The sequence below is a fragment of the Flavobacteriaceae bacterium genome (assembly GCA_003443635.1).
Taxonomy (GTDB): Bacteria; Bacteroidota; Bacteroidia; order Flavobacteriales; family Flavobacteriaceae; genus AU392.
In genome coordinates this window covers 11,650-27,795 of the sequence record CP031964.1, presented here as the reverse complement: position 1 = coordinate 27,795, position 16,146 = coordinate 11,650, and the positions used below count along the sequence as shown (strand labels likewise).

7 protein-coding genes are annotated in these 16,146 nt (G+C 32.2%); all 7 read left to right on the top strand.

What is annotated here, in order from left to right:
• The first annotated feature begins 1 nt into the window (after position 1).
• The 7 genes from D1817_00050 to D1817_00020 all read left to right on the top strand — a co-directional run bounded on the left by D1817_00050 (position 2) and on the right by D1817_00020 (position 16,145).
• On the top strand, positions 2-532 hold the full coding sequence (locus tag D1817_00050; GenBank protein ID AXT18313.1) for a hypothetical protein: 531 nt from the start codon (positions 2-4) through the stop codon (positions 530-532).
• Complete coding sequence (locus D1817_00045) at positions 516-1,472, top strand: hypothetical protein (GenBank protein AXT18312.1); 957 nt, start codon at positions 516-518, stop codon at positions 1,470-1,472. Before D1817_00050 ends, D1817_00045 begins: the two co-directional genes overlap by 17 nt.
• On the top strand, positions 1,473-1,970 hold the full coding sequence (locus D1817_00040) for a hypothetical protein (GenBank protein AXT18311.1): 498 nt from the start codon (positions 1,473-1,475) through the stop codon (positions 1,968-1,970).
• Positions 1,963-2,469 (top strand): OmpH family outer membrane protein, encoded by a 507-nt coding sequence (locus D1817_00035; GenBank protein AXT18310.1) that lies wholly within the window; start codon positions 1,963-1,965, stop codon positions 2,467-2,469. The genes D1817_00040 and D1817_00035 overlap by 8 nt, the downstream gene beginning before the upstream one ends.
• 87 nt (positions 2,470-2,556) lie before the next feature.
• A complete protein-coding gene (locus D1817_00030) occupies positions 2,557-3,159 on the top strand; it encodes a hypothetical protein (protein ID AXT18309.1) in 603 nt (200 codons plus the stop codon).
• A gap of 10 nt (positions 3,160-3,169) precedes the next feature.
• Positions 3,170-9,370, top strand: a complete 6,201-nt coding sequence (locus D1817_00025) for a hypothetical protein (GenBank protein AXT18308.1) — start codon at positions 3,170-3,172, stop codon at positions 9,368-9,370.
• Positions 9,333-16,145 carry a hypothetical protein gene (locus D1817_00020; GenBank protein AXT18307.1) on the top strand — a complete coding sequence of 2,271 codons (6,813 nt, stop codon included), beginning with the start codon at positions 9,333-9,335 and terminating at the stop codon, positions 16,143-16,145. Before D1817_00025 ends, D1817_00020 begins: the two co-directional genes overlap by 38 nt.
• Position 16,146: the final 1 nt, after the last annotated feature.

The following is a 16,146-nucleotide window of genomic DNA, read 5'->3' as shown; positions in this document are numbered from 1 at the left end:
AGTGTTTAAAAATATAACTCATAAGCAGAAGTTTATTGCAATTTTAGGAGGTTTTATAATTCTCTTTATGGCATCATATAAAAAAACATATAAACATATGTTTCTTGCTAAAAAAGAGTTAAATCAGATGGAACAGAAGTTGTCAGCTAGTGAATACTCATTTGATAACCTATATCGGTTAAAAAATGAAATTTCTAGCCTAGATAATTTAATTGGAGGCGGCGATAATTTAGATCCAAAATATGTGCAGCAAAGTATTTTTGATTTTGTTTCTAAAACAACTCTAGATGTTAATATTGTTTCTGTCGAAGATGTTCATTTGTTTACTGACAGAGAATTTTTAGTTTACTCAAATGTAATAGAGCTTGGAGGGACTTATGAAAACTTAGTTAGTTTATTATACGAAATAGAAAAAAGTTTTAAAGATTCTAGAGTGATAAGTACTCAGTTATATTCAAAAAAAAATTACAGAACCAAAAAGCAAAATCTGTTTTTAAAAATCACATTACAAAACTATGAAAAAGCCATATAATATTATATTAATAATAAGCATACTTATAATGTCATTTTCTTGCGATGATGTTTTTGAAGAAGACATTTCAGAAGATTTAATTCAAATAACCGCTCCAATACCTAATACAATAATTAGAGGAAATACAGTTCAGTTTTTATGGGAAGAACTAGAAGGAGCAGATAATTATAGAATTCAAATTATGAATAATAATCGAGAAAATATTGTTGATTCTTTAGTAAGCATAAATTCATTCACATACATTCTTAATCCAAATGAATATCAATGGACCGTTAGAGCAGAAAATTTTGCTTACCAAACTGAGTATGTGAGCCAAATAAACTTTACGGTTCAGTCATCGGATGATTTAACAAATCAGAATGTTAGTTTGTTAACACCTACAGATAATATCTTTACAAATAGTTCAAATATTATATTTAACTGGACAGAATTAGCGAATGCAGATACATATACCTTTATATTAATAAGAAGAGGGAATAATGATCAAACAATATTTGAAGAAAGAGACCATACAACAACGAGTATAAATATTGATGAAAATGTACTTAATGAAGATTCTGAATATAGATGGTTGGTAGGTGCTTCCAATACAATTTCAGAAACAACACTTACTGAACGTTCTTTTTTTTTAGATCGTGTTTCTCCAAATCAACCAATTTTAATGTTACCAACAGATCAATTAACTACAGGATTGTCTAATATTACATTTAATTGGTCTAACGGTACAGATTCAGGAAATGTACAATCCACAATTACAAATACATTTCAAATTTCTACTAATATAGATTTTACCACAACCATTACTTCAGAAACTACAGAAAATAATTCTATACAATTCGAATTTACTACACCTAACACCTATTATTGGAGAGTTCGGGCATCTGACGAATCTGGTAATGAAAGCGATTATAGTACAATTAGATCCATAATAGTGCAATAAATGAACAAAAAACATTTAAATATTGGATTAATTGTATTACTCATTGCTATATGGGGATCTGTAATTTATAGATATTTTGGAAGCAAGAAAACAACAGATAAAAATACTTTAGCGATAACGATTCCTGAAAATTATAAAGATTATTATACGGTAGCAAAAGACACTTTTCAATTAGAATTAATCAACAAAAATCCTTTTAAGATTGCTAAACAAATTAAGAGATTAAAACCTCCAAATAAACAAGTAGTTGTTAAGAAAAATAAACCAATAAAAAAATTAGTAAAAACAAGTATTACTTGGCCAGAGATTACATATCATGGTTTTGTTAAGGGAGAACGAAAATCCACAAAACTAATCTTATTAAAAATTAATAAAAAACTCTACAGAAAACGTGAAAAAGAAGCTATTGGAGAAATATCTTTAGTTAAAGCATATGAGGACTCTTTAATAGTATCATTAAATAAAAACAAAAAAATTATATATAAAATCCATGACTAAATTTAACAAACTTACCTTAATAAATTCTTTGTTATTAATTATAACAATATGTATATCTCTATTTATTTATTTTCAGTATAAAAATCAACAAGACTTAGTTTATATAGATAATATTAAATTATTTAATGCATTTAATATGACTAAAGAAATCAGAAGTATTGAAGAAGCAAAAATAAATGTAGCAGGAAAACAAATAGATAGTCTATATAATAGGCTTCAAACTCTTACAGATAAAGATTCTTCTTTTAAAAGCTTACAACAAGAAATAACTTATAAAAGTAAAGCTTTTCAAGAGCTTCGAGACAATTATACCCAAAATTTAAGCCAAGATGTATGGAACAGGCTTAATATATATATTAAAGAATATGCTGAGAAAAATAACTTAGAAATTATTTTGGGAACTAGTGGTGATGGTAATGTTATGTATGCTCAAGAAGGAATAAATATAACTAATAACATCTTAGAATTTTCTAATCAAAAGTACGAAGGTAATTTTTAAGGATTTTCCTTAAATAAATGATGTGAAAACCTTTAATGCAATCGTAGGTCTTTAATTAATTTTAAAGAAACATTAACCAACGATTAAATGAGTATTTTAAAAGAATTTAAACCAACACTTTCTTTTAGTTTATTAATTGCTTTAGGGCTTTTAATTTCATGTAAAAAGTCTTCAACTACTACAGGGTTAGACGAATATAAGTTTTTTAGCTTAGAGCAACAGGGCTGGAAATCTAAACGTGTCAATCAATATATAAACGATATTAATTATACGGCTACTCTAGTCCCTTTACAATATTACCTATTAAAAAGTACCAAAGGAGATTATCACAAAACAGATTCTTTATATAGTCTTAGTAATAAAGAACGTATTGTAGAAATAGAATTTCAGCATATAAAAGAATCAGATTTACTGCTCTCAGAATTCACGAAAAAATCTTATGAGAATGCAGTAAAATATATGGCATTCTCCATTGAGAAAGATTTTAGTGTAGTCACTTCTTCTAACGATACAATTCAATGTTCGGGAGTAAGTTTTGAGCGTAATTTTAAACTAGCTCCTTTTAAACGTTTGCTCTTATATTTTAATAATGTAGACCCTAACGAGACTATAAAACTCATTTACCAAGATCAATTATTTGGTAACGGAATCATCAAATTTAATTTTAACGAGATACCATTAAAACTATAATTATAGTATTATGATTAAAGCAATTAGAACTAGTAAATTTTCGAAAATTATAGCCAGTTATTTGGCCGTACAGTTAGTTATTACTGTTGTACAACCATCAAGTTTATTTGCATTGTCAAGTGGGCCAACACAACCAGAATTCAATTCATTTACACCCATTGGTACTTCAGATATGGTAAATCTCTCTTCAGGAGATTTTAACTATAACATACCAATTATGGATGTTGGAGGTTATCCACTTAATCTAGCTTACGATTCTGGTGTAACTATGGATCAAGAAGCATCATGGGTTGGTCTAGGTTGGAATTTAAATGTAGGACAAATAAACAGACAAGTACGTGGTATTCCAGACGATTTTCAAGGTGATGAAATGAGCTATGAACAAAATATGAAACCTAATGTAACTGTGGGGATAAGTGCACAAGTATCTCCTCAAGTTTTTGGATTAGAAACGGAAGATTATGTTAAAGGTGGTGTATCTGTGGGTCTAGGAATACAATACAATAATTATCATGGGATTAGCTTTAGACCATCGTATGGACTATCGTTTGATTTAGGAGATCATATAACAACAGGAATTAATGTACAGACATCAGCTACAGAAGGTGCCACAATTTCACCTTCTCTAGGAGCTAAAGCTAATTTAGGTGATATAAAAGGGACTTCTGTAACAGGAGCATTAAATGCGGGGTTAACTTATAATTCTAATAAAGGCTTAACATCTTTTGGATTAACTGCTTCAGTTAGTGGGAAACGTGAAAGAAAAACTACAGATAAGATAACTGGAGAAGAAAAAAATGAAAGTTATGGAAGCTCATCTGGAACATCAGGAAGATTGTCGTTTTCAGATATTACATTAACTCCTAGAAAACGAACAGCATTTCGAGATTTTAATAGCACATTTTCATTTTCTGCTGGCCCTGATCTATGGGGTTTCGATGTTGAGACAGAAATATCAGCTACCGCAACAATTCAAAATATAAAAGATAAAGTAAGAACAGAACGTGCTTTTGGTTATGAGTTTACTGGACAAGCATCAAGAGAAGATGTTTTAGATTATAATCGAGAAAATGACCGTGTAATTAGTAAAAATTTACTGGCACTACCTTCTACAAACTACACTTATGACTTATACAGTGTTAATGGACAAGGCATTGGAGGGCAGTTTCGCCCGCATCGTAGCCAGATAGGTCAGATTTATGATGAATTCGTCCAAGACGAGAGTACGAGTGCAAGCCTAGGTATTGAAGCTGAGGGTGGTACAGGATGGCATGTTGGTGTTAATGCTGTATTTGCACCTTCAGAAAGTCATACAGGAGTTTGGGATACTAGAGCATCTAATGCGTTTAGAAATGAGAATGAAACTACAGCTGCTAATTTAGATTACGAACCCGTTTATTTTAAATATGTAGGAGAAAATAAAGTAGATGATGAGCGTGAATTATATACAAATCAATTAAAAGGAACTAATGCAATGGCCCTCAAAACTGGAGGTGTTGGGTTTAATGCCTTTGCAGATAATGCATTTAGAGTAAAACGCTATCAAGAAGGAACCAATATCCCCGAATATGTAGATGAATCTTTTTCAGGAAATTTTAAGCGTACTAAAAGAGATTTGCGAAACCAATCCATACAAAAAATTACTGCAGGAGAGTTAAGTGGTTTTTATACGGAAACTTATGCTAGTCAAAGAAGAAATCCATACGCAAAAGATCATCATACTGCTGAGATGCGTATGCTAAAGCCAGACGGGTCTAGATATGTATTTGGAGAAACAGCTTATAATGTAGAAAAACAAGAAGTCACCTTTGCAACAGATTCTAATAATTTTGATTGCGCCGAAGGAACAGTTACATATATTCCAGGTGAGAACTCTAATTCAAACAGTAGTGGGATTGATCATTTTTATGATAAAGTAGTAACTCCTGCGTATGCACATACTTATTTATTATCCTCAGTACTATCTTCAGATTATGAAGACCTTACAGGAAATGGACCAACAGCTGATGATTTGGGTGCATTTACAACTTTTGATTATGTAATACCTCAAGAAGATCTTTATCAATGGCGACTACCTTACGGTACTAATCAGGCATCTTATAATGCAGGATTAAATAGTAACAATGCAGATGAAAAAGGAAGCTACTTATATGGACAAAAAGAAGTAAAATACATTCAAAAAATTAGTACTAAAACGCATGTCGCTATTTTTGATATTTCCCCACGTAAAGATGGTAGAGGAGTTATAGGAGAAGATGGAGGAGAGCCAGCTGCTAATCAGCAACAATTATATAAATTGGATGCTATTCGTTTATACTCAAGACCAGAATATGAACGATTTGAAGACGAATTAGAAGATAGTGATCCTGATAATGACCCCAGTATATTAGAAGTATCTCCAATTAAAACTGCACATTTTGTGTATGATTATGATTTATGTAAAAATGTAGATAACAACTTAGGAGGAAATTTAGATGAAAATGAACTTACAAATAATTTAGGAAAGCTAACTCTTAAACAAGTGTATTTCACATATAGAGAATCTCAAATGGGGAAGCACACTCCTTATTCATTTAATTACGATGGATTTAATCCAGATTATAGTTTAAAAGCATTTGATATTTGGGGTAATTACAAGCCAAATAGTAATGGAAACTGTAATACACAAGATGATTTAACTACTTCAGAATATCCATTTGTACAACAAGATGATAAAGTGACGCAAGACATGTATGCATCGGCTTGGGCATTAACTTCTATTGGTTTGCCTTCTGGGGGATCTATTAACTTAACATATGAGAGTGACGATTATCAATATGTGCAAAATAAGCACACAATGGGGATGCTTAAAGTTGTAGGAGCAGGTACAAATCATAATCCATCAGATCCTGAAAATAATCAATTGCTATATAAAGGAACTATAGGAGAAGCAAGTCATTTATATATAAAACTACCGGAAACTATAGGAGAAAGTTTTACGAAAGAAAACTTTATTGACAAGTATTTAAAAGACATAGCAAATAAACCTATTTACTTCCGCTTTTTAATGAATATGACTAAGCGAGGAGCTTTAAACCCTAATAGTAATGATTTTGATTATGTAACAGGTTATTTTGACATTAAAAAGAATGGAGACGGAACACCTAATGTAGATATTATAAATAATGCAAATGGAATTTATGCTTCAATAGAAATGGAGTCAAGTGATTTAGAGGGTGGTGTTTCAGGAACATCACAAGTAAATCCAATATCAAAAGCAGGATGGTACTTTGGGCGTCGTTATTTAAATGGAATTGTATATGGATTAAATCAAGACTACAGATCAGAAAATGTAGGAAGTATAGCAAGAAAACTAGTGTCTAGTATTGGTGCCATCGGTGAAATTTTTACAGGACCAAATGCAAAATTAAGAAGCAATGCACATTTAAATTCACAACGTTTTATACCAGAAAAATCATGGATACGCTTATCTACTCCTAAAACACACAAGTTAGGAGGAGGTTCTCGTATCAAACAATTAGTAATGAATGATCATTGGGATGAAATGTCTCCTGGGAGTGCATTACAAACTTATGGACAAACTTATGAATATACTTTAGAAAATAACACATCTAGTGGAGTGGCAACTTTCGAGCCTAATAATAGTGCCGAGAACCCATTTGTAGAACCTTTTTATGATAACTCAGAACGCTTAACCGCACCTCGTGAAGTAAGTTATGTAGAAAAACCTTTTGGAAAAGCTTTTTTTCCAAATGCAACAGTTACTTATAGTCGAGTAGCAGTTAAGAATTTAGAGAGAGAAGATATTACTCGTCATGCCACGGGAGAAGTAATCTCTGAATATTATACTTCTAAAGATTTTCCAACACAGGTAGATTTTACAGATATAGAAAATGAATATAATAGCAATCAAAGTAATGTTTTACAGCAACTTGTAGGTGGATTATTTGGGTTGCCAGTTAGGGTGAAAAATGCATTTACATTGTCTCAAGGGTATGTGGTACATACTAATGATATGAATGCAAAAATGAAATCGCAGCGAGTGTATCAAGAAGGAGTAGATACACCAATTTCTTCTGTGGAATATGTGTACAGTACAAAAGAGGGAGATAAAGGAACATTAAGTAATATATTACCTGTAATTAGTAGAGACGGAAGTGTAAGTAATACTAAAGAAATTGCAGTAGATTATGATGTGATTACAGATTTTAGAGAAAGCTATTCTAAATCTGAAACAATAGGGATTAATTTTAACATCGCAGCACTTCTATTTGGAATTTTCCCAGTAATTATCCCTACAGCATTTCCAGTAAATTCTAGAATTGAAAACGTAGCGCATAGTGCTATTACAACAAAAGTTGTTCATACAACAGCCATTTTAAAAGAAAAGATTGCTACAGATTTAGGATCTAAAGTATCTACAGTTAATGAAGCTTGGGATGCACAAACTGGCGAAGTTATTTTAACAAGAACTATAAATGAGTTTGACGATCAATATTACAATTTTAATTTCCCAGCCTACTGGGCCTATAGCAATATGGGTCAAGCATCCCAGAATTTAGGAATGCAAGGTACATTACAACCTTCGGGAGATTATTTTACCCTTGCTAATGGTAGCGCTATTAATTATTTGACTTTAGGAGATGAGCTGATGACAGATTTTGGACAAGGACCTGAGCGCTTATGGGTAGTTGAGTTTGACGAAGCAGGTACAGGAGTAGTGCTAATGGATCGCAATGGTAATGTTGTAAACAGAGGTGATATTTCTATACAGCAAGATTTAAACTTTAAAATTGTTCGCTCAGGATATCGCAATCAGCAGATGGGCAATATGGGAGCTGTAACAATGATGAGCAACCCTATAATAGGCTCTAATGGAAATTATGTAACTAATATAAACACCTCTACATTTTTACAAGATGCTTCTGTTACTCTAGAAAATAATCTCCGTATTGTTAATGCAAGTGCAGTTGCCTATGACGATTTATGGAATGCGCAATGCGAAAATGGATTAAGAAGTATTCCTTATGAGAATACTAGCTCAGATCAATTGGCAGATTTGGCCATTGAAGATTATAATTTTAATCCTTATGTAACTAATGTAAGGGGAGTCTGGAGAGCAGAAAAATCATATGCATACTTGACAGAACGAACCGATATTAAACAAGGAACAAATACTAAAAACAATACGCGTAAAGAAGGTTATTTTAAAGATTTTACACCGTTTTATGCTCAGAATACTAATGAATGGGAACAAAACCCAGATGCGATAAATCAATTAGGTGAAAATGGTCAAGGTCCTTGGACTTTTGCAAGTGAAGTTACTCAATACAGTCCCTATGGAGCAGAATTGGAAAACAGAGATGCACTAAATCGTTACTCTTCGGCTCAATATGGATATAATTTTACATTGCCGGTAGCGGTGGCTTCCAATAGTAAATATCGCGACATGGGAAGCGATAATTTTGAAGATTACAACTATATAAACACTAGTGATGGGCATTTTTCATATAAAGATATAGTAGAAGGAGATGGTGAGTTAGGAATACAGACCAGTAATCAGTTTGCACACTCAGGTAATACAAGTTTACTAGTTCCAGCAGGTAATGAAGCCATATTACCAAAAGAATTAATTGGAGAATTACCTCCAGATTTGGATGCTGACGACGATGGCTGGAATGACGATGTAGATGTCTGCCCATTTACTTTTAACCCAAACCAAGAAGATTACGATGGTGATGGTATAGGCGATGTTTGTGATGATGATGCAATACCATCGATAACTAATGTAGAGTTTTCAGAACCATTTTGTTTATCTAGACCAACTATTAGACAAGGAATATTTACTATTCAAGGTAAGCCAAATAGTATTGTTAATTATGAATTAATCGAACAACAAACATCAGATAGAGGTTGGTTTGCTTTTATAAATAATGGCGCAGAAATTCTTCAAAAAAAGCGCCAAAGATATCAAATAGAATTAAATGGCAGTGGTCGCGCTATTGTCGAGATAGGTCTTTATGCAAATCGAAGAGCTAGCGGCCGCAGAGCACGTAGAAATAATAAGGATGTAATATTAGATTTTCAATTACTAGCTCCTAGTAGTCGTGGAATGCAACCTATAAGCGATGAAGTGGTGCGATTATCAGTGAAAGGAAATAGAAAATGCAGAAATGGAGGAGCTCAAGTTTTTCCACCTAACAGACAATAAAAAGGAAGTTTCTAGAAACGAAAAATATTACCATGAATTAAAGCAATTAATTATGAAGAATAAATATATAAATTACAATCTATTTTTTATACCATTATTTTTGTTATTAGGTATAGCTAGTAACGCACAATGTACTGTTCCTACAGTAGAGCGCGATGCTTTAATAGCCTTATATAATGCTACAGATGGCGCAAATTGGATCAATAATTCCAATTGGAATACAACTGCACCAGTATGTGATTGGTATGGGGTGACTGTAGAAAATGGGAATGTTGTAAATTTAAACCTTTTTAATAATCAATTAACAGGTGCTATTCCCCTTGAATTAAGTGACTTAACAAACCTAAGTGGTTTATTTTTAGGAAATAATCAATTATCTGGAGCACTTCCATTAGAAATTGGGAATTTAATAGGTCTAACTACCTTTAATATTTCCTATAACCAATTATCAGGAAACATCCCGCTTGAATTAGGTAATTTATTAAATTTAACTCACTTTTATATAAATAATAATAATTTTACTGGCCCAATACCAGCCTCATTTGGTAATTTTACAAACGTTCAAGATTTCAGGTTAAATAATAATCAACTATCTGGCAATATCCCTGTCGAATTAAATAATTTGATTAATGTTAGAAATTTATCATTACAAGTTAATCAATTATCAGGGCTTATTCCAGATCTAGGAAATTTAAATAACCTTACTTCTCTAGGTCTAAGGAATAATCAATTATCAGGCTCTATTCCTTTGTGGGTATTTAATATATTAAATACATCTAGTATAGATATATATTTGCAAAATAATCAATTATCAGGCTCTATTCCTAACAATATAAATAACTCAAATGTTAGAAGATTAGATTTAAGTAACAATCAATTAACAGGAATTATACCCTCAGAATTATCAAATTTAATTAATCTTGAAACATTATCTTTATATAACAATCAATTAACAGGAAGTATCCCTTCAGAATTAGGAGCTTTAATAAATCTTGAAGTCTTATTATTAAATAGTAATGAACTATCAGGCTCTATCCCTTTAGAGCTAGGAAACTTAGGACAGCTTAAACACCTTTGGCTAGGTAATAATCAATTAACAGGTTCAATTCCTTCAGTACTAGGTGATTTATCTAATTTAGAATTATTGTTTTTAGATAATAATGAATTAATAGATTCAATTCCTTCCGAACTAGGAGCTCTATCTAAAATAACACATTTACAATTACAGAATAATCAAATAACAGGCTCTATTCCTTCCGAACTAGGAACTCTATCTAAAATAACACATTTACAATTACAGAGTAATCAATTAACAGGCTCTATTCCTGCAGAACTAGAAAATCTAACTAGTCTTGTTAGTTTAACATTAAATGATAATCAATTGTCAGGAGCAATCCCTACGTTTTTAAATACTATTTCTACACTTCAGACTCTGAACTTCCAGAACAACGAATTTATATTTAGTGATTTTGAAAATGAACATAATAATTATACAACTAGCCTATTTTCATATGGACACCTACCCCAAGCTAAAGTAGATCAAGAAGAAATTATAACTGTTACAGAAAGTACTAACCAAACCCTTACCACTAGTTTAAATAGCCCTAATAACAGCTACCAATGGTATAAAGATGGTGTCGCTATTTCTGGAGCTACTAGTAAAGATTATACAATTACTGGAGCTTTACCAGCAGATGCAGGCGTATATTATGTTACAGCAACAAATAGCATTGTTACAGGACTTACTTTACAACGTAACGATATAACTGTAACCGTTACAGCAGATACTTGCGGCGTTTCTACAGCAGAACGCGATGCTTTAATAGCTTTATATAATGCTACAGATGGAGCAAACTGGACTAATAATACCAACTGGAATACGGCTGCGCCAGTATGTGATTGGTATGGAGTAATAGTTGAAAATGGCACTATTACTCAACTGAACTTAACAAGCAATGGATTAATAGGGACTATTCCAACTGAATTAAGTGCTTTAACAGAACTTAGGGGTTTTAGATTAGATTATAATCAATTAACTGGCTCGATTCCTTCTTGGGTTTTCAATCTTCAAAGTACTTCGTCAATAGATATATTACTTAATAATAATCAGTTGTCAGGAGTTTTACCTACTACTATGAATAGTCCTAATATTAGATATTTATACTTAAATAGAAATCAATTACAAGGAGATATTCCAATACAGATAGAGAATTTAACAAATGTTGAGAGATTAAGAATTAGCGATAATGATTTTACAGGCACTATTCCAAACATTTTAGGAAATTTGGCTAACCTTAAAGAATTATGGTTAAATGGGAATCAACTATCAGGCCAAATACCCAATGAACTAGGGAATTTGCTTAATCTTAACGATTTGAGATTAAGTGCTAATGAGCTGTCATCTGCTATTCCAAATGAGTTAGGAGGATTAACAAGTTTAACCATCTTAAACTTAGGTGGAAATCAATTGTCAGGAACAATACCTTCAGCTTTTGGAAATTTAACTAACCTTACCGCTTTAACTTTAGATAATAACCAATTAACGGGTACAATACCTTCAACTTTTGGAAATTTAATAAACCTTATAACGCTTACTTTAAATAATAACTTATTAACAGGAGAAATTCCATTAGAATTTCAAAACTTAATAAATATTAGAGATTTAAGGTTTAATGATAATCAACTAAATGGTATAATTCCAATTTATTTGGCTAATCATACTAATTTAATAAGTTTAATATTTAGAAATAATGATTTTATATTTAACGATTTTGAAACTGAGCATAGTGGATATACTAATTTGAGTCAGCAATATTCGTATGCCCCTCAAGCCAAAGTCGATGAAGAAGAAACCATAAATGTTTTTGAAGGGGCAGGTTTTACGCTTACTACTAGTTTAAGTAGCCCTAATAATAGCTATCAATGGTATAAAAATGGTGTGGCTATTCCTGGAGCCACTAATAAAGAGTATATAATTACAGAAGACGCATCAGCAATAGATGAAGGTGTATATTATGTAACAGCAACAAATAGTATTGTTACGGGGCTTACTTTGCAGCGTAACGATATAACAGTAACAGTAACAGTAGATGAATGTGATATTTCTGAAGAAGAGCGTGATGCTTTAATAGCATTATACAATGCTACAAATGGTCCAAATTGGACCAATAATACCAATTGGAACACATCTGCCTCAGTATGTGATTGGTACGGAGTTACAGTCACTAATGGCACTGTAACAAACTTAAACCTTTCAAATAATCAGTTATCAGGTAATATTCCTCTGGAATTAGTAGAGTTAACTAATCTTATAAGTTTAAGTTTAAATGATAACCAATTATCAGGAACAATTCCGTCAGGATTAAGTGAAATTAATGGATTTACTGTATTTCAATTTCGAGATAATAATTTTGTGTTTCGTGATTTTGAAAATGAACACGCAGCATATGTGTTCAATAAAGAATCATATATTTTTAGTCCACAAGCTAAAGTAGATCAAGTAGAAACTATTAATTCAATAGAAGGAGCAAGTGTAACACTCACTACAAGTTTAAGTAGCCCTAATAATAATTACCAATGGTATAAATTTTTTGGTGAAGAAGCATTGCCTATTGAAGGAGCTACTAATAGAGAATATGTTATTGAAGCTGTAGGTCAATTAGATGCAGGAGTTTATTACGTAACTGCTACAAATAATATTGTTGAAGGACTAACTCTAGAGCGTCATCCAATTACATTAAATGTAGCACAAGAGCCTGTTGATGCTTGTGGAGTGCCATTAAGTCAACGAGATGCACTTTTAGCATTATATGCCTCTACAAATGGAGATCAATGGACAAATACACAAGCCAATAATCAGCCCTGGGATATTAATGTCCCAGTATGTGATTGGTATGGTATATCTACCGAAGATTCATATGGGAATGGAGTTTTACAAATAATTGCTGTTGATTTGAGATTTAACAATCTCTCAGGTATCATCCCTTCAGAAATTGAAAACTTACCTGACCTTAGATTCCTATACTTGTCAAACAATCAATTAGTAAGTGCGATACCTAACGAAATAGCTAATTTAACATCTCTTTCTGAATTAGACTTAAACGAGAATCAACTTTCTGGATCAATACCTAATGGAATTCATAATTTGCAAAGCCTATATAGATTAAACTTAGGTAGTAACCAACTATCTGGAATTATACCATCGTTAATAAACATTGTTACTGGAGAAGAAGGAGAAACTCTTAGCAGTACACCTTATTATTTAAACATAGGTATTTCTAATAATGCTTTTGTATTTAGTGAAATGGAACAAGCGCATTTAGATTTAATGAATAGGCTACAGCGCGTATCTAGAGGAGATATTGATGAGTATTCTTACGGACCTCAAGCTAAAGTTGATCAAGTAGAAACAATTAATGTGAATCAAGGAGATCCAATCACACTATCTACTACAAGATTAACAAGCCCTAATAATAGTTATCAATGGTATAAAGATGGTGTTGAAATTGTTGGAGCTACCGACAAGGATTATATTATTACAAATGTTACATCTGCAGATTCAGGAGTTTACCATTTTATTGCTACTAATAGTATTTTGGTAAGTAATATAGGTAGCAACAATTCATTTAATAGCGGAGGAACATTTATCGATGAGGTTGATAGGCTTGCACTAGAACGTCACCCTATAACACTTAACGTAACATCAAACACACCAAATAATTTTTGTACTAGTGAGTTAGGAGGCGAGTATCCAATTGTTGCAGATTTAACACCTAGCGGCTCTAATATTGTTTGGTATGCAACAGAAATAGGAGGTGTCGCTTATAATAATGATGATGAAATAATTGAGCAAGCAGAAGACCTTGGAGGTGTATCGTATTGGTGGGATGATATAACAGATGGCGTAACTACAAGAACTGAAGTAACTGTACTTGTAGATCAAGGTATTCCTGAAGGGGAAGATTATCAAGAATTTGCAACAGGAGCTACAGTGGCAGATTTACAAGCCATAGGCACTAATATACAATGGTATGACTCAGCTTTTAGTCAAACCCCATTAGATCCTACAACTCCATTAATACATGAAGGATTTTATTATGCAGATGATGTAGGAGTGACATCTTGTAGGTTATTAGTAGATGTTTATGTAGGTACCTTACCTCCAGATGCAGATGGAGTACAATATGTATGTCCAGATCAAACTCTTATAGATTTAACAGTTTTAACTCAAAATGGGGCAACAGTATTATGGTATGCAGAAGCAACAGGAGGAACAGCATTGCCATTTGAAACACCTCTTGTTGCTGAAAGTACATATTATGCAGCTCAAATAGGAGCAGATGGATTTGAGAGTATTGAACGAACTGGAGTTACAATATTTTTTAATGAAGATACTCCTCCAGAAATTCCTTTTCCTGTGCAAACGTTTTATAGTGACCAATCACATACCATTTCTGACTTGTATGCTATAGGTTACGAAATAACATGGCATAGTCAAGCTGAAGGTGGGCAAACTTATGCAGATGATTATGTATTAATAAATGGAGAAACCTATTATGCACAACAACAAATAGATGGATGTAGTAGTAAAAGAGCACCAGTGACTGTTGAGATTTTAGAAGAAGAGTCACCAGATATTATTGGTTGCGAAACATTTAGGCCACAATTTGGCGATCGTTATGTAATTAGTGGTTGGGTTAGAGAGCAAGGAGTAATCCCTGTAAATCCAGAAGAAAGAAATTTTAATAATAGTGAAATTAGTGATCTTTTTGTTGATTTAATGAATCATTTAAAAGACCGTTTTTTAAGTGAAGAAGTAAATATGTTAGATTTTCCAGAAGAATATATTCCTCAATCAAATACCGAAAATTTAAACTTTGATCCACTTATACCTTATATAAAAGATACTGAAATAGATGAAAGAAAGCTTACTGTATATAATTTTTCTAGAGAGGAAGATGATTTTGGAAGAGCCATAGGGTTTAGTTTTTATTTAAATAGAGCAAGAACTTATAAGTTTGAATATGAAACACCTCTAATTGAGGTGCCATTATGTACGTCTTGCTTTAATCAACAATTTGAAAGTGTTAATTATCCATTAAAAGGGAAGGGGTTAGATATATTGGATTTCAATAGCGCTCAAATAAATAATGATGTTTTGAGCATTAATTATACACTTGTTGTGCCAGATGGAAGTTCAATAACTGAAAACACAGATTTATCGTTAACGCAACAAGAAATAATACTTCCAGAAATAGCAGAATCTGGAATTTCTGAATCAGTAATTTTTAACGATTTTCAAATCGTAGAAAATTTTCAACCTATTAATTATGCAAACTCGCAAGTAGAACTTGTATATACAGATAGTGATGGAGCAGAACTAACTTCTGAAACTATATCATTTTCCCCTCAAGGGCATATTATAGATGGTTGGCAACGTATTGTTGGAGAGTTTTCAATCCCAGAGATGAATTCTACTACGGCTGTACTGTTAAATATAATACTAAAAAATAATGGACAAGAAGCAAGCGAATCAACAGAAGGCCTCAATGTATATTTTGATGATATCCGAATGCATCCTTATGAAAGCAATATGAAAACCTTCGTATACGACCCAGTTACACAGCGTTTAATGTCTGAGTTAGACGAAAATAACTATGCAACTTACTACGAATATGATACAGAAGGAGGCTTAATAAGAGTGAAGAAAGAAACTGAAAAAGGAGTATATACTATACAGGAAACGAGATCAGGTAATATTAAAACGAGCAATTAAC

Bases quoted from the DNA above. Each gene is read 5' to 3' on its own strand.
- D1817_00035 (AXT18310.1), top strand. From the start codon at position 1,963: ATGACTAAATTTAACAAACTTACCTTAATAAATTCTTTGTTATTAATT.
- D1817_00020 (AXT18307.1), top strand. From the start codon at position 9,333: ATGGAGGAGCTCAAGTTTTTCCACCTAACAGACAATAAAAAGGAAGTT.
- D1817_00040 (AXT18311.1), top strand. From the start codon at position 1,473: ATGAACAAAAAACATTTAAATATTGGATTAATTGTATTACTCATTGCT.
- D1817_00025 (AXT18308.1), top strand. From the start codon at position 3,170: ATGATTAAAGCAATTAGAACTAGTAAATTTTCGAAAATTATAGCCAGT.
- D1817_00045 (AXT18312.1), top strand. From the start codon at position 516: ATGAAAAAGCCATATAATATTATATTAATAATAAGCATACTTATAATG.
- D1817_00030 (AXT18309.1), top strand. From the start codon at position 2,557: ATGAGTATTTTAAAAGAATTTAAACCAACACTTTCTTTTAGTTTATTA.